The sequence below is a fragment of the Massilia sp. KIM genome (assembly GCF_002007115.1).
Classification (GTDB): domain Bacteria; phylum Pseudomonadota; class Gammaproteobacteria; order Burkholderiales; family Burkholderiaceae_D; genus Telluria.
In genome coordinates this window covers 2,299,953-2,319,250 of sequence record NZ_MVAD01000001.1, presented here as the reverse complement: position 1 = coordinate 2,319,250, position 19,298 = coordinate 2,299,953, and the positions used below count along the sequence as shown (strand labels likewise).

Genomic DNA, 19,298 nt, shown 5'->3' with positions numbered 1-19,298 from the left:
GGATCCATTCTACCGCGCCCGGCCGCGCGAAAGGCCGGCGCACCGTTGAGTCAGGACAGGATGCTCCCTTGCGCCAGCAGGGCCGCCATCTGCTCGGGCGGCAGCGGGCGGCTGTACAGGTAGCCCTGCAGGGCGTCGCAGCCGAGGCCGTCGAGGAAATCGCGCTGGCCGACGGTCTCCACCCCTTCGGCCACCACCGCCAGCGCCAGGCCCTGGGCCAGGGCCACGGTGGCCTGGGCAATGGCCGCGCTGCGCTGTTCGCAGGTGATGTTGCGGACAAAGGTCTGGTCGATCTTGAGCTTGTCGAGCGGGAAGCGCGACAGGTAGGCCAGTGAAGAATAACCGGTGCCGAAGTCGTCCAGCGAGAGCGAGACCCCGATTTCCCTCAGCTCGGCCATCTGGTTTTCGGCCAGCGCCGTCTCGCCCAGCATCACGCTCTCGGTCAATTCGACTTCCAGCCAGCGCGGCGCCAGGCCGCTGTCGGCCAGGGCGGCGCGCACCGTGGCCGCCACGGTGCCGGCCTTGAACTGGCTGGCCGAGACGTTGACCGCGACGCGCACCGGCGGAAGGCCGGCGCGCTGCCATTCCACCGCCTGGCGGCAGGCCTCGCGGATCACCCATTCGCCGATCGGGTGGATCAGGCCGGTGTCCTCGGCGATGGGGATGAAATCGGTCGGCGAGATGGCGCCGAAGTCGGCGCAGTGCCAGCGCAGCAGCGCTTCCATGCCGACGATGCGGCCGTCGCCGCGTGTTACTTGCGGCTGGTAATGCAGGGCCAGCTCGCCGCGCGCGACGGCGCGCCGCAAGCGGGTCTCGAGCGCCAGCCAGCGCAGCGCCTCGGCGTTCATTTCGCGCTTGAAGAAGCGGAAGCCATTGCGCCCGGAATCCTTCATGCTGGCCAGGGCGGCGTCGGCCGCCTTGAGCAGGTCGCCCGGACCCTGGCCGTCGCGCGGATGGATGCTGATGCCGATGCTGCCGGTGACCACCAGGTCGTGCCCGCCCACGGTATGCGGCTGGGCGATCGCCTCGATCAGGCGGCGCGCGCAGACGATGATCTCCTCGGTGTCCTCGCAGCGGGTCAGCAGCAGCACGAATTCGTCGCCCGACAGGCGCGCCACGGTGTCGGTGGGTCCGGCCAGGACCGCGGCGCGGCGCGCCACTTCGCGCAGCACGGCGTCGCCGGCGGCGTGGCCCAGGCTGTCGTTGATGCGCGAGAGGCGATCGACGTTGAACAGCAGCAGGGCGAGCTGGCTGCCGCCCTGGCGCGCCGCTGCCAGCGCCTGCTGCAGGCGGTCGTTGAACAGCGAGCGGTTGGGCAAGAGGGTGAGGGCGTCGTGGGTCGACAGGAAGTCGAGCTGGTGGTGGGCGGCCTTGAGGTCGGACAGGTCGGTCGACACCGCGACATAGGCGCTGAGCTTGCCGGCATCGTCGCGCACCGCGCTGATGCTGGTGTGGGCCGGGTAGATTTCGCCATTCAGGCGGCGGTTCCACAGCTCGCCGCGCCAGCGGCCGTCGCGCTCCAGGCAGGTCCACAGCTCGCGGTAGAAGGCGTCGTCGTGGCGGCCGGAGCGCAGCAGTCGCGGGTTCTGGCCCAGCACCTCGGCCTCGCGGTAGCCGGTGATCTGCTCGAAGGCGGGATTGACGGCCACGATGCGCGCCTCGGCGTCGGTCATCAGGATGGCTTCCTGGGTGCTGTCGAACACCTGGCGCGCCAGCTCCAGCCGGTGTTCGCTCTCGCGCAGGGCGGCGTCGGCCTCGGCGCGCGCGATCGCTTCCAGGCGCAACTGGGCGGCATGGCGCTGCACCACGTCGTACAGGTTGAGGTTTTCGTAGGCCACCGCGAGCTGGGCGGCGAGGGTGGTGGCCCAGCGCTCTTCCTCGTCGCTGAAGGGCTGGGCGCCGGGGCGGCGACCGCAGTACAGCCAGCCGTGCAGGTGGCTCGGGTCCTGGACCCGCAGCCCGAGCAGCTGGCCGAGTTCCGGGTGGCCCGCGGGCAGGGTGGCCAGCAGGGCGTCCTCGCGCCCCAGGCGCAGCGGCGCGCGGGCGCGCAGCAGGGCGCCGGGCAGGCGGGTCTCGTCGAGGGCGCCTGGCGCCAGCAGGGCCTGATCCATGCCCTCGGCGCCGAGCTCGCGCACGCCGCGCTCGGTGCTGTCGAGCAGGCACAGCGCCGCGACGTCGGCGTTCAGCACGCGGCGGGCGGCGTCAAGGAAGGCGGCGGCCAGGGCCTCGATCCGGCGTTCGCCGACCAGGGTCAGGCACATGCGCTCGAGCTCGGCCAGGCGCGCCGACAGATCGGCCGGCAGGGCGCGCGCGACCTCGCCCGCATCCGGAACCGCGGCCGGCGGCGCCGCGCCCAGTTCGTTGTTGACGGCTTCGAGGATCTGCTGCGGGTCGGCCGGCTTGCTGAGCACGGTGGCCACGCCGCAGCGCGCCGCCATCGCCTCGGTCTCGCGCTGGGCGTAGACGGCCGAGAAGAAGATCACCCGGGTGGGCGCCAGTAGCGGATCGGCGCGCAGCTGCTGGACGAACTCGTAGCCGTCCATGGTGGGCATCAGGATGTCGGTGATGATCAGGTCGGGGCGCTCGGCGCGCGAGAGCGCAAGGGCGCGTGCGCCGTCTTCGGCTTCCAGCAGCCGGTGACCGCCGAAACCCAGCAGCGCCAGCAGGTAGGCGCGGTTGCTGGGCCGGTCGTCGACGATGAGAATGGTCGACATCGGCTCAGCGTCCGGCGGGGAAGGGGCCGGTCAACGTGAAATGTGGAACTACCATCATGGCAACTCCAAAAAAAGCCGCCGTGCGCCGATGTCGGGGGCGCCGGCCATGCGGCCATCATAAGCGAGCCCAAGCCGGCATAGGCGAGTTGTTTCGCACCGATATGCAAAAGATTAACAATTTATGCTTCAAGCATTGGCTACCGTTGTGAAATGGAAACGTAGTTGCATATGATCACGTCAATTCCAGAGCTTCTCTGACGGAAGAGGCGGAGGGAAAGCCGGTTGAAAACCTGCAAATCCTTTAAAATATCGGATTACGCACAACCGTCCCGTTTCAAGGAAATCCGTATGTCTATCTCCAGCACCGAGGAAATCGTTGCCGAACTTCGCGCAGGCCGCATGGTCATTCTGGTCGACGAAGAAGACCGCGAGAACGAAGGCGACCTGGTGCTCGCCGCCGATTTCGTCACGCCCGACGCGATCAATTTCATGATCCGTTACGCGCGCGGCCTGGTCTGCCTGACCCTGACCGAGGAACGCTGCGACCAGCTGGCGCTGCCGATGATGACGTCGAAGAACGGGACTTCGTTCGGCACCAATTTCACGGTCTCGATCGAGGCGGCCGAAGGCGTGACCACCGGCATCTCAGCGGCCGACCGCGCGCGCACCATCCAGGTCGCGGTGGCCAAGGATGCGGGCCCGGACGACCTGGTGCAGCCGGGCCACATCTTCCCGCTGCGCGCCCAGAAGGGTGGCGTGCTGATGCGCGCCGGCCATACCGAGGCGGGCTGCGACCTCACCGCGATGGCCGGCCTGACCCCGGCCTCGGTGATCTGCGAGATCATCAAGGAAGACGGCACCATGGCGCGCCTGCCGGACCTGATCGAATTCGCCAAGGAGCACAAGCTCAAGATCGGCACCATCGCCGACCTGATCCACTACCGCAGCCAGAACGAATGCCTGGTCGAGCGCGTCGCCGAGCGCACGCTGTCGACCGAACACGGCGAATTCACCCTGGTCGCCTTCCGCGACACCCCGAGCGGTTCGGCCCACCTGGCCCTGGTGCACGGCGAGCAGGACAAGGACAAGGAAGCCCTGGTGCGCGTGCACCAGCCGGTGTCCCTGCTCGACCTGCTGGAGAACCGCGCCACCACCCACTCCTGGGACATGGCCTCGGCCATGCGCACCATCAAGGCCAGCGAGCGCGGCGTGCTGGTGCTGCTGAATTGCGGCGAGAGCGCCGAGCAGCTGTTCGCCCAGTTCGAGCCGCCGGTCAAGGGCCGCGCCAGCGCGCGCGCCGCCTCGATGGACCTGCGCACCTACGGCATCGGCGCCCAGATCCTGCGCGCCCTCGGCGTGGGCAAGATGCAGCTGCTGGCCAATCCGCGCAAGATGCCGTCGATGACGGGCTTCGACCTGGAAGTCACCGGCTACCTGCCGTGCCCGGCCCTGTGAAGCGACGCGTTACCATACTTATCAACCAATACGAGAGAAGAAGAGGCCAGCCATGACGGTAGGAACTTTTGAAAGCAATCTGGCAGGCGAAGGCCTGCGCATCGGTATCGTGCAGGCCCGTTTCAACGCCGACGTCGGCCACGGCCTGCTGTCGTCCTGCCTGGCCGAGCTCAAGCGCCTGGGCGTGGCCGACGAGGACATCCTGCACGTGACCGTGCCGGGCGCGCTGGAAGTGCCGCTGGCCCTGCAGAAGATGGCCGAGACCCAGCAGTTCGATGCGCTGGTGGCGCTGGGCGCGGTGATTCGCGGCGAGACCTATCACTTCGAGCTGGTGTCGAACGAATCGGGCGCGGGCATCACCCGCATCGGCCTGGACTATGGCATGCCGATCGCCAACGCGATCCTGACCACCGAGAACGACGAGCAGGCCGAAGTGCGCATGGCCGAGAAGGGCCTGGACGCCGCGCGCGTGGCGGTCGAGATGGCCAACCTGCTGATCGGGCTGGAAGAGCTGTCGGCCGAAGAAGAGTAATCAGAAAAGGTATACGAATGACTGACAAGAGTATGCATGCCAACCCCAGCAAGAACCGCACGCCGCGTCATCGCGCGCGCGAGTTCGCGCTCCAGGGGCTGTACCAGTGGCTGCTGAATAACGAGGCGGCGCGCACCGTCGCCACCAACATCCGCGGCGCGCACGGCTTCGACAAGGCCGACGGCGAGTTCTTCGCCAAACTGCTGAACGGCGCGATCTCGACCTCGGTCGAGCTGCGCGAATCGATCGCCCCGCTGATCGACCGCCCGCTCACCGAGCTGTCGCCGATCGAGCATGGCGTGCTGCTGCTGGGCGCCTACGAGCTGAAGAACCACCCGGAGACTCCCTACCGCGTCGTGATCAACGAGGCGGTGGAGCTGACCAAGTCCTTCGGCGGCATCGACGGCCACAAGTACGTCAACGGCGTGCTGGACCGCCTGGCCTCGAGCCTGCGTCCGGACGAGGTCGCGGCGGACAAGCGCGGCTGATCGCAGCACGCTCTGCTATATATATAGTGCGAAAGCCACCGAGCGCGAGCCGGTGGCTTTTTTCATGGCGCGGCGCCACTTGATCTGGCGCGGTGCGGGTTGATCTGGCGCGGTGCGCGTCGACTCCCCGAGCCGTCCGGCCAATCGGCGCGGACAGCGCAAAAAAAACCACCGCCGAAGCGGTGGCACGTGAGGAGTGCGTTGCGGCTTACAGGCCGGCCAGGACTTCCGACGCCTGTTCCGGCGCGGGCGCCGGGGCAGGGGCGGGAGCCGGCGCCGGGGTGGCTGCCGGCTCGGCCGGCTTGCTCACCATGACCGGCTGCGGCGTGGGCACGGTGCGGGTCGGCACCTTGTGGCCCTTGGCGACCTGCTTCAGGCGGTTGTACTCGGCCAGGACTTTCGAGCCATAGCCGGAATCGGTTTCCAGGTCGGCGGCGCCGACGTAGGTCTTGAGACCGCCCTCGACCGAACCGGTGCGGTTCACGTAATCCTTCAGGATCAGGGCGCCGACGCGGATGTTGGCGACCGGATTGAGGGCCGCCTGCTGGCCGCCCACCTTCTCGAACTTGTCGTGGTGGACCTTGGCCATGACCTGCATCAGGCCCTTGGCGCCCATCGGGCTTTCCGCGAAGGGGTTCAGGCCGGATTCGATCGCCATGACCGCGAGAATGAGCAGCGGGTCGAGCTTGACCTCGTGCGCCGTCATGTAGGCGGTCGAGACCAGCATGTTGGCCGCGTCGCTGGCCACGCGGTAACGCTTGGACAGCCAGTCGGTGACGAACTTCTGCTGCTTGCTGCTGCCGGCCACCGGATGGGCGGCGGGCGCGCTTTCCTCGACCACGGCTTCGGCCGTCGCCTTGAGCACCGGGGCGGGGGCTGCCGCGCTTGCGACAGCGACTTTGTCCTGTTGCGGATGGAGCAGTTCCGAGACGCGCTTGGCGACGTCGTCGTTGGTGTACAGCAGTGCCAGTGTTGCGATGGCGGTGAGACCGAATGCGGTCAGGGTGTATTGTGCAGTCGTTAACAGACCGCGTGCCGCTTTCGTCACGGAAGACCACGTGACTGGCTGGCTGGCCATGGATTGTGCGGACCTTGCGCCCGCGATGATACGATGCATCATCGAATCTCCCTTTGTCGCGGCAAAAACGATCCCGTTCGGAGCGCTCAGGCGCTTCGGTGGATGGTCTTGTGCCGTGCATCAGAAATATCGTCTGTCGCCGCGCAGCGGTCGACGGAACGCCGTGATTGCTTTGCTTCAGCTGGTGTGACCGATAATGACCGGAACCAGTAGCTCAACAACTGTCTCGGGGAAGCGGGCAGACGCCCTAAGAAAAACACTCCTCAAAAATGTCATGTGGGGCCCCGACCCCGTGAATGCATGAGAACAGCTAGAATGATGTCAAAAATGACTCGCCTGCCTCATCAAGTAGGGTGGATTGTAGGGGCGAGCTTATATCAAGTCAACCCTAGCACGAGTCGCTCTTATTACTTTTAGTTCTGACTTTTGACCACCCTGTCGAGAAAGCTCAGCAATATCAACCACTTGGCGAGGCGGCTTCACGCACCTCTTCCAGTCGAAAATCGATCAAAAACTTGATGAAATATACAGATTTACGGGATTTCATGGCCCAGCTCGAAAGCATGGGCGAACTCAAACGTGTCGGAATCCCGGTTTCGCCCCACTTGGAAATGACCGAGGTCTGCGACCGCACCCTGCGCGCCGGCGGCCCAGCCCTGCTGTTCACCCAGCCCACCGGGCACCGCATGCCGGTGCTGGGCAATCTGTTCGGCACCCCGCGCCGGGTGGCGTTGGGTATGGGCGCCGAGGATGTCGGCGAGCTGCGCCGCATCGGCCACGTGCTGGCCCGGCTGAAGGAACCCGAACCGCCGAAGGGCTTCAAGGACATCATGGACCTGGGCTCGCTCGTCAAGGCGGTCTGGGACATGGCGCCGAAAGAAGTGCGCGGCGCGCCATGCCAGGAAGTGGTGTGGGAAGGGCAGGACGTGGACCTGGGCAAGCTGCCTATCCAGCACTGCTGGCCGGGCGACGTCGCGCCCCTGATCACCTGGGGCCTGGTGGTGACCAGGGGCCCGAACAAGAAGCGCCAGAACCTGGGGATCTACCGCCAGCAGGTGCTGGGGCCGAACAAGGTGATCATGCGCTGGCTGGCCCACCGCGGCGGCGCGCTCGACTTCCGCGAACACGCGCTGGCCAATCCGGGCAAGCCCTATCCGATTGCGGTGGCGCTGGGCGCCGACCCGGCCACCATCCTGGGCGCGGTGACGCCGGTGCCGGACACCTTGTCCGAGTACCAGTTCGCCGGCCTGCTGCGCGGTAGCCGCACCGTGCTCACCAAGGCGATCGGCAGCGAGCTGCAGGTGCCTGCCTCGGCGGAGATCGTGCTGGAAGGGCATATCTATCCGGACGCGAACCATCCCTCGGGCTTCGAGCACGCGCTCGAGGGCCCGTATGGCGACCATACCGGTTATTACAATGAGCAGGACAGCTTCCCGGTGTTTACGGTGGACCGCATCACGATGCGGCGCGACGCCATCTATCACTCGACCTACACCGGCAAACCGCCCGACGAGCCGGCGGTGCTGGGCGTGGCGCTGAACGAGGTCTTCATTCCGCTGCTGCAGAAGCAGTTCAGCGAGATCACCGACTTCTACCTGCCGCCGGAAGGCTGCAGCTACCGCATGGCGGTGGTCCAGATGCGCAAGCAGTACGCGGGCCATGCCAAGCGCGTGATGTTCGGGGTGTGGAGCTTCCTGCGGCAGTTCATGTATACCAAGTTCATCGTGGTGGTGGACGAGGATGTGGACGTGCGCGACTGGAAAGAAGTGATCTGGGCCATCACGACCCGGGTCGATCCGACGCGCGACACGGTCATGGTGGACAACACGCCGATCGACTACCTCGACTTCGCCTCGCCGATCAGCGGGCTGGGCAGCAAGATGGGGATCGATGCGACCAACAAATGGCCGGGGGAGACCAACCGCGAGTGGGGCACGCCGATCGTCATGGACGAGGCGGTGAAGCGGAAGGTCGACGAGATCTGGGGGCAGTTGGGGATCTGAACGTCCTCATTGCTGTTAGCGGGACGTCGTCAGTGTTGGCAAGACGTTGTTAGTGTTGGCAAGACGTCGTTAGTGTCAGCAAGAGGCCGTTAGTGTTAGCGAGACGTCGTTCCGGCGCAGGCCGGAACCCAAGTTTGCCTGAACGGCCGCGCACGCTAACTTGGGCCCCGGCCTTCGCCGGGGCGACGGTCTTGCGGCTGAGGGCAGGGTGATGCCTGGGTGGCCGCCCGCCGTACATCATTGTCAGCAAAACGTCGTTCCGGCGAAGGCCGGAACCCAAGTTTGCCTGAACGGCCGTGCACGTCAACTTGGGCCCCGGCCTTCGCCGGGGCGACGGTCTTGCGGCTGAGGGCGGGTGCTGCTCGAGTGGCTGCTCGCCGCTTTCCGAGCGTCTTCATGATCTCAAAGACGCGATACTACCGGGGTGCCTCCCGCCGTTTCCCAAACGCTTGACGGTGGGGTATAATGACCGCTGGCGGGCCCCTGCGCATTGTGGCATGGTTTACCTGGTCAGGTCGGGAACGAAGCAGCCAAAGCCGTTCACCGCAAGTGCCGCAGATCAGGCTCGCCTCTTATTACCCTCCGCATCCTCCCGTTTCACCTCCCAAAGCAGTTCTTCCAGTCGCCGGTCGACCTGTCCGCGCACAGACCCATCGGTATGCCCTGCGCATTGTCTTAATTGCTTGTCGGCAGCCCCTCAGATTGTTCGCGGCAAGGCCCAACTGCGGTAAAATCCCGGCATGTCCTATCAAGTCCTCGCCCGCAAATACCGTCCCAAGAACTTCGAAACGCTGGTCGGCCAGGAGCACGTGGTCCGTGCGCTGACCCATGCGTTGAGGACTGGCCGCCTGCACCACGCCTACCTGTTCACGGGCACGCGCGGGGTCGGCAAGACCACCCTGTCGCGGATCCTGGCCAAGTCGCTCAACTGCACCGGCCCGGACGGGCAGGGCGGTATCACGGCCGAGCCTTGCGGGCAGTGCGAAGCCTGCCGCGCGATCGACGCCGGCCGCTTCGTCGACTACATCGAGATGGACGCCGCCTCCAACCGCGGCGTGGACGAGATGGCCCAACTGCTGGAGCAGGCGGTCTACGCGCCGAGCAATGCGCGCTTCAAGGTCTACATGATCGACGAGGTGCACATGCTCACCAACCACGCGTTCAACGCGATGCTGAAAACGCTCGAGGAACCGCCGCCCCACGTCAAGTTCATCCTGGCCACCACCGACCCGCAAAAGATCCCGGTCACGGTGCTGTCGCGCTGCCTGCAGTTCAACCTCAAGCAGATGCCTCCCGGCCACATCGTCGGCCACCTGGAAAACATCCTAGGCCAGGAAGGCGTGAGCTTCGAACAGCCGGCCCTGCGCCTGCTGGCCCAGGGCGCGCACGGCTCGATGCGCGACGCGCTTTCGCTGACCGACCAGGCGATCGCCTATGCCGCCGGCCAGGTGACGCTGGACGCGGTGCAGGGCATGCTGGGCGCGCTCGACCAGTCCTATCTGGTGCGCCTGCTCGACGCCCTGGTGGCCCAGGACGGCGCCGACCTGATGGCGGTGGCCGACGAGATGGCCAGCCGCAGCCTGTCCTACAACGGCGCGCTGCAGGACCTCGGCACCCTGCTGCACCGCATCGCCCTGGCCCAGAGCGTGCCGGCAGCGGTGCCGCAAGACCTGCCGGAACTGAACGACATCCTGCGCCTGGCCCAGGCCTTCGATCCCCAGGAAGTCCAGCTGTATTACCAGATCGCCGTGCACGGACGTAACGAGATCGGCCTCGCGCCGGACGAGTACGCCGGCTTCACGATGACCCTGCTGCGCATGCTTGCCTTTCGTCCCGGCCAGGGCGGGGCGGAAGCCCCGAGCCTAGCCGCGCCCGCCGCCAGCGCCGCACCCGCGCAGCCCGCGCGCGCCGCCGCCGCGGCCGTGGCCAGCCACGCCGCCGTCGCGCCGCGTCCTGCCGCGCCGGCCCAGGCCGCACCGAGCGCTCCGAGTGCGCCACCGGCTCCCGCGCCGGGCCCCGCGCCCGCAGCGCCCGCAGGCAATGCCGCCGGCGCCCCCGCGATGACCTCGGCCCGCGCGGCCATCAATGCCGCGCTGGAAGCCGCGCGCGCCGCCTCGAACCGTGGCGGTGGCGGTGCTGCGCCCAAGCGTCCGGGCGCTGAAGCGCCCGCTGCACCGGCCGCGCCTGCCGCCCAGGCCGCCACACCGGCGGCGCCGAGCGCGCCCAGCGCACCGCCGGCTCCGCCCGCAGCGCCGCCGACCAGCGCTTCCATGCCGCCAGCCCCGGCCGCGCGCCAGGCGCCCGCCGCGCCGCAGGCGGCCCCGCCCTGGGAGGGCGGCCAGGCGCGCGCCATGGCCGCGCCCCAGCCGGCCATGCGCCAGCAGCAGCCGGAGCAGCAGCAGGCCGACGACGAGCCGCCCGCCTGGGTCACCGAATTTTCCGACGACACCGCCGTCGCCGCCGAAGCCCCGGCCGTGGTCGCGCCGGCGCCCGCGGTGCGCGCGCCCAGCGCGCCGCCGCACGCCTACGTCATCACGCCCGTGCCGGAGATCGGCTGGGACGGCAACTGGCCGGCGCTTGCCGGCAGCCTGCCGCTGCGCGGCGTGGCCCAGCAACTGGCGCTGCAGACCGAACTGGTCGGCTGCAGCGTGAACGACCGCGCCGTCATCTTCCGCCTGCGCGTGCCGGTCGACACCCTGCGCGCCAGCGGCAACAGCGAGAAGCTGGCCGCCGCCCTGCAGGAACAATTCCCGGATTTCCGCGTCACCGTCGACACCGAGATCGGCCCCGTGTGGTACACCGCCGGCGCCGAGCAGAAGGCGGCGCGCGAGGAACGCCAGCGCCAGGCCGAGGCCACCGTGGCCCGCGACCCCTTCGTGCAGCAGATGGAGCGCATGTTCGGCGCCTTCATCGTGCCGGGCTCGGTCAAGCCGACGGCGTCCTGAACCCTTAACCTATTTGGAGAAAACCACCATGATGAAGAACCAGCTCGCAGGCCTGATGAAGCAAGCCCAGGCCATGCAGGACAACATGAAGAAGGCGCAGGAACAGCTGGCTCAGATCGAGGTCGAAGGCCAGTCGGGCGCCGGCCTGGTCAAGGTCGTGATGACCTGCAAGAACGACGTCAAGCGTGTCAGCATCGACCCCTCGCTGCTGGGCGACGACCGCGACATGCTGGAAGACCTGGTGGCCGCGGCCTTCAACGACGCCGTGCGCAAGGCCGAAGCCACCGCCGCCGAGAAGATGAGCGGCCTGACCGCCGGCATGCCGCTGCCGCCCGGCTTCAAGATGCCGTTCTGAGCTTGAGCAAGCACCACGGCCATCGTATCCTGGATGAGCGCGCCGGCAAGGGCCGGCCTGGTCTACAGTAGGCGCCATGTCCAAGTCCCTCGAGTTTCTTACCGAAGCCCTGCGCCGCCTCCCCGGCGTGGGCCCGAAATCGGCCCAGCGCATGGCCTTCCACCTGCTGCAGCACGACCGCGAAGGCGCGGCCCTGCTGTCGCGCGCGCTCTACCAGGCGGTCGACACGGTGCACCATTGCGCCATGTGCAATACCTTCTCGGACACCGAGGTGTGCGACCTGTGCAGCGACGCGGAGCGTGACCGCGCGCTGCTGTGCGTGGTAGAAACCCCCGCCGACCAGCTCATGATCGAACAGACCCTGACCTGGCGTGGCCTGTATTTCGTGCTGATGGGCAGGCTCTCGCCGCTGGACGGCATCGGTCCCAAGGACCTGCACCTGGACAAGCTGGTGGCGCGCGCCACCGATGGGCAGGTGCAGGAGGTGGTGCTGGCCACCAACTTCACCAACGAGGGCGAAGCCACCGCCCACTACATCAGCGAGATGCTCAAGGCGCGCGGCCTGAAGGTCAGCCGGCTGGCGCGCGGCGTGCCCGTGGGCGGCGAACTTGAGTACGTCGACGCCGGCACCATCGCGCGCGCCATGATCGACCGTAGAAGCGCATAATGGTTGTAACGACAACCCGGTAGCCACAAGCAGTCGATGCAGCAGAGCTGTGCGTGCGCGCAAGCCTGGACCGTCTGGCGCTGCTACTGTGTGCACTTTCAGCGGACCCGACATGCATCTCGTCGACATCACGATGTTCTACGCCGCCGAAGGGGGCGGCGTCAGCACCTACCTGAACGCCAAATCGCAATGGCTGGCGCGGCACGGCCAGCTGCGCCATACCATCATGAGCCCGAACGTGGACGAGGGCGGCGACATCCCCTCGCTGGTGCGCGTTCCCGGCGTGCCGCTGCCCGGCATCAACGGCTACCGCATGCCGGTCTCCGTCACCGCCATCGCGCGCCGCCTGCGCGCGGCCGGGCCCGACCTGGTCGAGGTGGGTGACGCCGGCCACAGCGCCTGGGCCGCCCTGCGCCTGCGTGAGCGCCACGGCGTGCCGGCCATCGCCTTCTACCATTCCGACCTGCCGCGCCTGGTGGACAACCGCTTCGGCCACGCCGCCGCCCAGGCGGTGCGCACCTACCTGGTCCACCTGTACCGCGAATTCGACCTGGTGCTGGCCCCCAGTCGCCTGATGGTGGAGCAGCTCGACGCCATGGGCGTGAAGGGCGCGCTGCACCAGCCGCTGGGCATCGACAGCGAAGTGTTCCGGCCCGAACGCCGGGTCGAGACCCTGCGCGCCGAACTCGGCCTGCCGCCGAACGCGCGCCTGCTGGTCTATGCCGGACGCTTTACCCAGGACAAGAAACTGTCCCTGCTGACCGAGGCCGTGCAGAAGCTGGGCGCACCCTATCACCTGCTGATGGTGGGCGGCGGGGCCGAGCCGCCCCTGCACGAGCGCATCAGCGTGCTGCCTTTCCAGCGCGACCAGCGCGAGCTGGCGCGGCTGCTCGCCAGTTGCGACGTGCTGGTGCATCCGGGCGATTGCGAGACCTTCGGCCTGATCGTGCTCGAGGCCATGGCCTGCGGCCTGCCGGTGGTGGCCACCCTGGGCGGCGGGGTGGCCGAGCTGGTCGACGAGCAGTCGGGGCTGCTGGCCCAGCCCAATTGCGTCGACAGCCTGGCCGCCGCCATCGAGGCCATCTACGGGCGCGACATGGCGGCCATGGGGCGGCATGCGCGCCACAAGACGCGCGAATACTTCGACTGGAACCAGATCTTTCCGCAGATCATGCGGCGCTACCACAGCCTGCTCGGCATGGGCCAGGCCGCCGCCGCGCCCCTGGAAGGCCTGTATGTCACCGACTGAGCCGGCGCTGTGCGTCTCGATCCACGACGTGGCCCCGGCCACCTGGGACGAGTGCGCGCGCCTGGCCGCCGCGATCCGCGAGGTCGCGGACATTCCGCTCACCTGGCTGGTGGTGCCCGACTACCACCGCAGCACGCATCGCGCCGGCGCGCCCGAGGCCATGGAGGAAGGGCTGGACGCCGCCCTGGCGCGCGGCGACGAACTGGCCCTGCACGGCTACACCCACCTCGACACCGGACCGCCCGCGCGCGGCTGGCGCGAGCGCATCCTGCGCAGCGCCTATACGCGCGAAGGCGAATTCGCCGCGCTGCAGGAAGCCGAAGCCGCGCGCCGCATCGACCTCGGCCTCGACTGGTTCGCCGCGCGCGGCTGGCACACGAGCGGCTTCGTGGCCCCGGCCTGGTTGCTGGGCGAGGGCGGCTGGCGCGCCCTGCGCCGCTTCGACTTCGCCTACACCACCACCTTCACGCGCTTTCATGCGCTGCGCGAGGGCGAGCCGCTGGCCTCGCTCTTTTCGCCTTCGCTCGTCTACGCCGCGCGCAACCGCAGCGGCCGGCTGTGTTCGCCGCTGTTCGCCGAGACGACGGCGGCCATGCTGGCGCGTGCGCCGCTCGTGCGCCTGAGCCTGCACCCGCCCGACCTGGGCCATCCGCGCCTGCTGCGCGACGCCCAGCGCAAGGTCGAGCAACTGCTGGCGCGGCGCAGCGCCATGACCAAGGCCGCCTTCGCCGCGCTGCTTACCAGTAGGGTCCCCAGTAGCCCGCTCCCCGCCAGTACGGCGATCCCCAGCCCCCATGGTAGGGCGACGCATCCCCGAGACGCCGCAGCTCCTCGCGCATGCTGAGCTGCAGCACGCACTGGCGCCAGGGGTCGGTGTTGGCGCCATAGCCGAGCCGGGCGCAAGCGGGCCCGTAGACGACGATCTGCTGCTCCATGTCGGCCTGCATGCGGGCTACCCGCTCCTGGGGCGTGCTGGCGCAGCCCGACACCACGCCGGCCAGGCAACCCGCGGTGGCCGCTGCGACGGAAAGGCGAAGCGGGCGTCCTGCCCGGCGCATTCCCGCGACGAAATTAACCTGCATGCATGCTCCTCCCGCGTCCTGCGATGACGCACTACCAGCATAGGCAGCCCGCCGCGCCCACTTCTGCGCTGCATCAATAGTGTTCGGGAGCGCCCCAGGCCAGCGTCACGCGCTTCCGACGCGCATCGTTCGCCGGGCGATAGGTTTTTCTGGCAAGATACGCCCCCTAAAAACATGGAGGAGACACATGCGCAAGCGTGGATGGAAGACCTGGACCATGCGCGGCCTGGCGGCGCTGCTGGCCCTGGTGCTGCTGGCGCTGGCCGGGGCCTGGCTGTACCTGCGCGCCAGCCTGGCGCAGCTCGACGGCGAACGCAGGGTGGCCGGCCTGAAGGCCGAGGTGAGGGTGGAGCGAGACGCCGACGGCGTGCCCCTGATCAGCGGCGCCGATCGCGGCGACCTCGCCTACGCCACCGGCTTCGTGCACGCCCAGGAGCGTTTCTTCCAGATGGACCTGCTGCGCCGCACCGCCGCCGGCGAGCTGGCCGAGCTGTTCGGGCCGCGCGCCTTGCCGCTCGACCAGTCGCGCCGCCTGCACCGTTTCCGTGCCCGCGCCGACGCGCTGCTGGCGCGCCTGTCCGCGTCCGAGCGCGCGCTGCTCGCGCGCTACGTCGCCGGCGTCAACGAAGGCCTGAACGCGCTGCGCGCCCAGCCCTTTGAATACGCCCTGGTCGGCGCTCAGCCGCGCGCCTGGAGCGCCCAGGATTCGCTGCTGGTGATGTGGGCCATGTACATCGACCTGCAGGACAGCCAGGCCCCGCGCGAGCTGGCGCGCGGCTGGATGCGCGAGAACAGCGACGCCGCCCAGCTGGCCTTCCTGCTGCCCGACGCCAGTCCCCTCGACGCCACCCTCGACGGCGTCGCCGCCAGCGCGCCGCCGCCGCCGCTCCCGCCGCGCGCGCCGCGCTGGTGGGGCGCCGCGTCCCAGACGCCGGTGCGGCTCGCCGGCGCCGATTTCACCGACGCGGTCGGCAGCAACAACTACGCGGTGGCCGGCAGCCGCAGCAGCACCGGCGCCGCCATCGTGGCCGACGACATGCACCTCGGCCTGCAACTGCCCAACATCTGGTTCCGCCTGGCGCTGCGTTTCCCGGACGGCGCCGGCGGCCAGCGCCGCCTGGTAGGCGTGACCCTGCCGGGCGCGCCGCCCTCGCTGATCGTGGGCAGCAACGGCAAGGTGGCCTGGGGCTTCACCAACAGCTATGCCGACCTGCTCGACCTGGTCGAGCTGGACACCGACCCCGCCCGGCGCGGCCAGGTGCGCACGCCGGCCGGCTGGGAGACCCCGCGCGAGCACCTCGAACTGATCGCCGTGAAGGGGCAGGAGCCGGCCCGCTTCGTGGTGCGCGAGACCTCGATCGGGCCGATCCGCGAGGCGGGCGGACGCCAGTACGCGGTGCACTGGGTGGCCCACCATCCGGAGGCCCTGAACCTGAACCACCTGCGCCTGGAGAGCGCCGCCAGCGTCGACGAGGCGCTGGCGATCGCCGCCATCGACGGCATCCCGGCCCAGAACTTCGTCGCCGGCGACGCCGCCGGCAACATCGGCTGGACCATCGCCGGCGTGCTGCCGCGCCGCGCCACGCCCGCGCCGGTGGCCACCTTCCCGCTGGCGGCAAGCGGCGACGCCCCGACCTGGGACGGGCTGCTGCCGGCGGCCGACTACCCGCGCATCGTCAACCCGAAGGACGGCCAGATCACCACCGCCAACAACCGCCAGCTGATGGGCGAGGGAGCCGAGCGCATCGGCGACGGCGGCTTCGACCTGGGCGCGCGCAATCGCCAGCTCGGCGAAGCCCTGCGCGCCCTCGGCCCGAAGATGGACGTGCGCCAGGCCGCCACCGCGGCCCTGGACGACCGCGCCCTGTTCATGGCCGAATGGCGGCGCCGCGCGCTGGCGGCGCTGGACGCCAGCGCCCTGAGCGGCCACCCGCAGCGGGCCGAGTTCCGGCGCCTGCTGGAAACCAGCTGGGACGGCCGCGCCAGCGTCGGCTCGCACGGCTACCGGCTGGCGCGCGACTACATGTGGGCGCTGCACGAGCTGCTGTTCGGGCAGGCGAATGCGGCACTGAAGGAACTCGATCCCCAGGCCAGCGCGGCGGCGGCGGCGCGTCACTGGCCGCTGATCATCGCGCGCCTGCTGGACGAGCAGCCGCCGGGCTGGCTGCCGGCCGGCCAGCCGAGCTGGCAGGCGCTGCAACTGGCTGCGGTGGACCGTGTGATCGCCGCCATCGCCAAGGAAGGAAAGACCCTGCAGGAGGCCACCTGGGGCGAACGCAACACGGCAAACGTGGCCCACCCGATCAGCATGGCCGCGCCGGCGCTCAGGCCCTTCCTGGCCGCGCCCAGCGACCGCCTGCCGGGCGACTCCCACATGCCGCGCGTGGCCGGGCCGAAGTTCGGCCAGTCGCAGCGCATGACGGTGTCGCCGGGACGCGAGGAAGAGGGCTTGTACGCGATGCCGGGCGGGCAGAGCGGGCATCCGCTCTCGCCTTACTTCCTGGCCGGGCACGCGACCTGGGCCGAGGGCGGCGCCACGCCGCTGCTGCCGGGGCCGGCCCGGCACACGCTGCGCTTCGTGCCTTGAGGCCTACTTGGCGGGCAGGGCCAGCGGCAGGCTGCCCAGCATCGCGGTGATCGCCTCGGCGTTCGAGGGGTGGCCGAGGTAGTAGCCCTGCACCATGTCGCAGCCATACTCCTCGAGCAGCAGGAGCTGCTCGCCGGTCTCGACCCCTTCGGCCACCACCACCATCTTGAGCCCGTGCGCCATCGCGATGATGGCGCGGGTGAAGGCCGCGTTCTCCGAATCCTGGGGCAGGCCGCTGATGAAGCTGCGGTCGATCTTCAGTGCACGCACGTCGAAGCGCTTGAGGTAGTTCATCGACGAGTAGCCGGTGCCGAAGTCGTCGATCGACAGGAACACCCCGATGCCGCGCAGTTGTTCCAGCGTGACCAGGGTCGCGCGCGCGTCGTCCATCAAGGTGCCTTCGGTCAGCTCCAGCTCCAGCAGGCGCGGCTCCAGGCCGGTGTCGTGCAGGGCCGAGAGCACGATCTGCGACAGGTTCTCGTCCTTGAACTGCTTGGCCGACAGGTTCACCGCCATGCGCATGGTGCGCCCGGTCAGGCGCTGCCAGGCGCGCGCCTGGCGGCAGGCGGTGCGCAGCACCCATTCGCCGATCGGCACGATCAGGCCGGTTTCCTCGGCCAGGGGGATGAACTCGGTCGGCGGCACCAGGCCGCGCTCCGGATGGCGCCAGCGCACCAGGGCCTCGACGCCCACGATCTCGCCGCTGGCGACGTCGCGCTGGGGCTGGTAGAGCAGGTAGAGCTCGTCGTTCTGCAGCGCCTTGCGCAGGCCCACTTCCAGCTTCACGTGGCTCATGATCTGCATGGTCAGCGACGAGCTGTACAGCTTGGCGTTGTTCTTGCCGCAATTCTTGGCGTGGTACATGGCGGTGTCGGCGTACTTGAGGAGCGAGCCGCAATCGTCGCCGTCTTCCGGGAACAGCGAGATGCCGATGCTGGCGGTGACGAAGATCTCGTTGCCCTCGATGAGGAAGGGCCGCCGCATCGCTTCCTTCACCCGGTGCGCCACGTTGAGGGCGTGCTCGACCCGCTCCAGGTCGGGGATCAGGATGGTGAACTCGTCGCCGCCCAGGCGCGCCAGGTTGGTGGCGCGTTCGGCCGAGCCGTCGCCGCGCGAGACCAGGTCGCTCGGGCGGGTGGTGTCGCGCAGGCGGTCGGACACCATCTTGAGCAGCTGGTCGCCGGCGTTGTGGCCCAGGGTGTCGTTGATGCGCTTGAAGGCGTCCAGGTCCATGAACAGCACGGCGAACTTCTTGTTGCCGATCTTGGAGCGCTGCAGCTCGCGCTCCAGGGTCTCGAGGAAGGCCTGGCGATTGGGGATGCCGGTCAGGCTGTCGCAATAGGCCAGGCGCCGGATCTGCTCTTCGGCGCGCTTGCGTTCGCTGATGTCGCGCACCAGGCCCAGCACCTGCGAGGCGCTGGTGGCCACCAGGCGCGCCTCGAAGTGGTGGACTTCGCCGCAGTCGAGCAGTTCGTACTCGACCGAGCGCACCTGCTGGGTGGCCAGCACCGCCTTCATCTGCTCCAGCATGCGCGCCGCGATGTCCTCGGGCAGCACGTCGCCGACGTGGCGGCCGACGTAGTTGCGGTCATGGCTGCCGGGTGCCGGCCGGCCCCGTCCACTGCGTTCCTGGCCGGGCTCATAATCGAGGTAGAAGCCATCCGCGTTCATGCGGAAGAAGGTGTCGGGAATGGCCGCCAGCACGGCGCGGTTCTGGGCGTCGGCGATGCGCAGGCGGGCGATGGCGTCGCTGGCGCGCAGCACATAGAGCACGCGGTGCCCGAGGATGGGCCAGTTGATCGGCTTGGACACGAAATCGGTGGCGCCGGCCTCGTAGGCGTGGGTGACGGCTTCCACGTCGTCGCCGCCGGTGACCATCACGATCGGCACCGAGACGCCGTCGCGCTCGGCCTTGCGGATCTCGGCGCAGGCGCTGAAGCCGTCCATGTGCGGCATGTCGACGTCCATCAGGATCAGGTCGGGCTGCCGGCTGCGCGCCAGTTGGACGGCCTCGCGGCCGTCGGCCGCCTCGATCGCGTCCAGCCCGACCTGGGCCAGCATCTCGAGCATCAGCAGACGCATCACCGGATCGTCGTCGGCGACCAGGACCGTCCCGCGCTGGGATTGGGAAGAGGCTGGCATG

The 19,298-nt window shown here is 68.8% G+C and carries 14 protein-coding genes and 1 other RNA gene; 12 read left to right on the top strand and 3 right to left on the bottom strand.

Annotated features, from left to right (window positions below):
• Positions 1–50: 50 nt before the first annotated feature.
• Entirely contained in the window at positions 51–2,714 is a 2,664-nt protein-coding gene (locus tag B0920_RS10070; RefSeq protein WP_078032365.1) for an EAL domain-containing protein, read from the bottom strand.
• 348 nt (positions 2,715–3,062) lie between these two features.
• Here B0920_RS10070 and ribBA point away from each other — a divergent pair, with 348 nt between their 5' ends.
• From ribBA to nusB, 3 genes are read left to right on the top strand one after another with little or no spacing between them, the layout of a single operon-like run.
• Entirely contained in the window at positions 3,063–4,169 is a 1,107-nt protein-coding gene (gene ribBA, locus B0920_RS10065; RefSeq protein ID WP_078032364.1) for a bifunctional 3,4-dihydroxy-2-butanone-4-phosphate synthase/GTP cyclohydrolase II, read from the top strand.
• A 52-nt stretch (positions 4,170–4,221) separates the two neighbouring features.
• Positions 4,222–4,701, top strand: a complete 480-nt coding sequence (gene ribH, locus B0920_RS10060) for a 6,7-dimethyl-8-ribityllumazine synthase (protein WP_078032363.1) — start codon at positions 4,222–4,224, stop codon at positions 4,699–4,701.
• 17 nt (positions 4,702–4,718) lie between these two features.
• Complete coding sequence (gene nusB, locus B0920_RS10055; protein WP_078032362.1) at positions 4,719–5,189, top strand: transcription antitermination factor NusB; 471 nt, start codon at positions 4,719–4,721, stop codon at positions 5,187–5,189.
• A gap of 208 nt (positions 5,190–5,397) precedes the next feature.
• Here the strand turns inward: nusB and B0920_RS10050 are convergent, their stop codons facing one another.
• Positions 5,398–6,267, bottom strand: coding sequence for a lytic transglycosylase domain-containing protein (locus B0920_RS10050; RefSeq protein ID WP_078032361.1), 870 nt, complete (start codon positions 6,265–6,267; stop codon positions 5,398–5,400).
• Here B0920_RS10050 and B0920_RS25950 point away from each other — a divergent pair.
• The 9 genes from B0920_RS25950 to B0920_RS10005 all read left to right on the top strand — a co-directional run bounded on the left by B0920_RS25950 (position 6,248) and on the right by B0920_RS10005 (position 17,155).
• Positions 6,248–6,457, top strand: a complete 210-nt coding sequence (locus tag B0920_RS25950; protein WP_179119053.1) for a hypothetical protein — start codon at positions 6,248–6,250, stop codon at positions 6,455–6,457. The genes B0920_RS10050 and B0920_RS25950 overlap by 20 nt on opposite strands.
• 328 nt (positions 6,458–6,785) lie before the next feature.
• On the top strand, positions 6,786–8,270 hold the full coding sequence (gene ubiD, locus B0920_RS10045; protein ID WP_078032360.1) for a 4-hydroxy-3-polyprenylbenzoate decarboxylase: 1,485 nt from the start codon (positions 6,786–6,788) through the stop codon (positions 8,268–8,270).
• Between the two features lie 474 nt (positions 8,271–8,744).
• Positions 8,745–8,843: signal recognition particle sRNA small type (ffs, locus tag B0920_RS10040), an RNA gene on the top strand.
• Between the two features lie 167 nt (positions 8,844–9,010).
• Positions 9,011–11,215 carry a DNA polymerase III subunit gamma/tau gene (locus B0920_RS10035; protein WP_078032359.1) on the top strand — a complete coding sequence of 735 codons (2,205 nt, stop codon included), beginning with the start codon at positions 9,011–9,013 and terminating at the stop codon, positions 11,213–11,215.
• A 28-nt stretch (positions 11,216–11,243) separates the two neighbouring features.
• Positions 11,244–11,570, top strand: coding sequence for a YbaB/EbfC family nucleoid-associated protein (locus tag B0920_RS10030; protein ID WP_078032358.1), 327 nt, complete (start codon positions 11,244–11,246; stop codon positions 11,568–11,570).
• 76 nt (positions 11,571–11,646) lie between these two features.
• Complete coding sequence (recR, locus tag B0920_RS10025; RefSeq protein ID WP_078032357.1) at positions 11,647–12,237, top strand: recombination mediator RecR; 591 nt, start codon at positions 11,647–11,649, stop codon at positions 12,235–12,237.
• Positions 12,238–12,349: 112 nt separating this feature from the next.
• A complete protein-coding gene (locus B0920_RS10020; protein ID WP_078032356.1) occupies positions 12,350–13,486 on the top strand; it encodes a glycosyltransferase in 1,137 nt (378 codons plus the stop codon).
• Entirely contained in the window at positions 13,473–14,330 is an 858-nt protein-coding gene (locus tag B0920_RS10015; RefSeq protein ID WP_078032355.1) for a DUF2334 domain-containing protein, read from the top strand. Before B0920_RS10020 ends, B0920_RS10015 begins: the two co-directional genes overlap by 14 nt.
• Before the next feature lie 425 nt (positions 14,331–14,755).
• A complete protein-coding gene (locus B0920_RS10005; protein WP_078032354.1) occupies positions 14,756–17,155 on the top strand; it encodes a penicillin acylase family protein in 2,400 nt (799 codons plus the stop codon).
• A 3-nt stretch (positions 17,156–17,158) separates the two neighbouring features.
• On the opposite strand, the gene B0920_RS10000 is transcribed toward B0920_RS10005, so the two are convergent.
• Positions 17,159–19,297 (bottom strand): bifunctional diguanylate cyclase/phosphodiesterase, encoded by a 2,139-nt coding sequence (locus B0920_RS10000; RefSeq protein WP_078032353.1) that lies wholly within the window; start codon positions 19,295–19,297, stop codon positions 17,159–17,161.
• Between the last annotated feature and the right edge of the window lies 1 nt (position 19,298).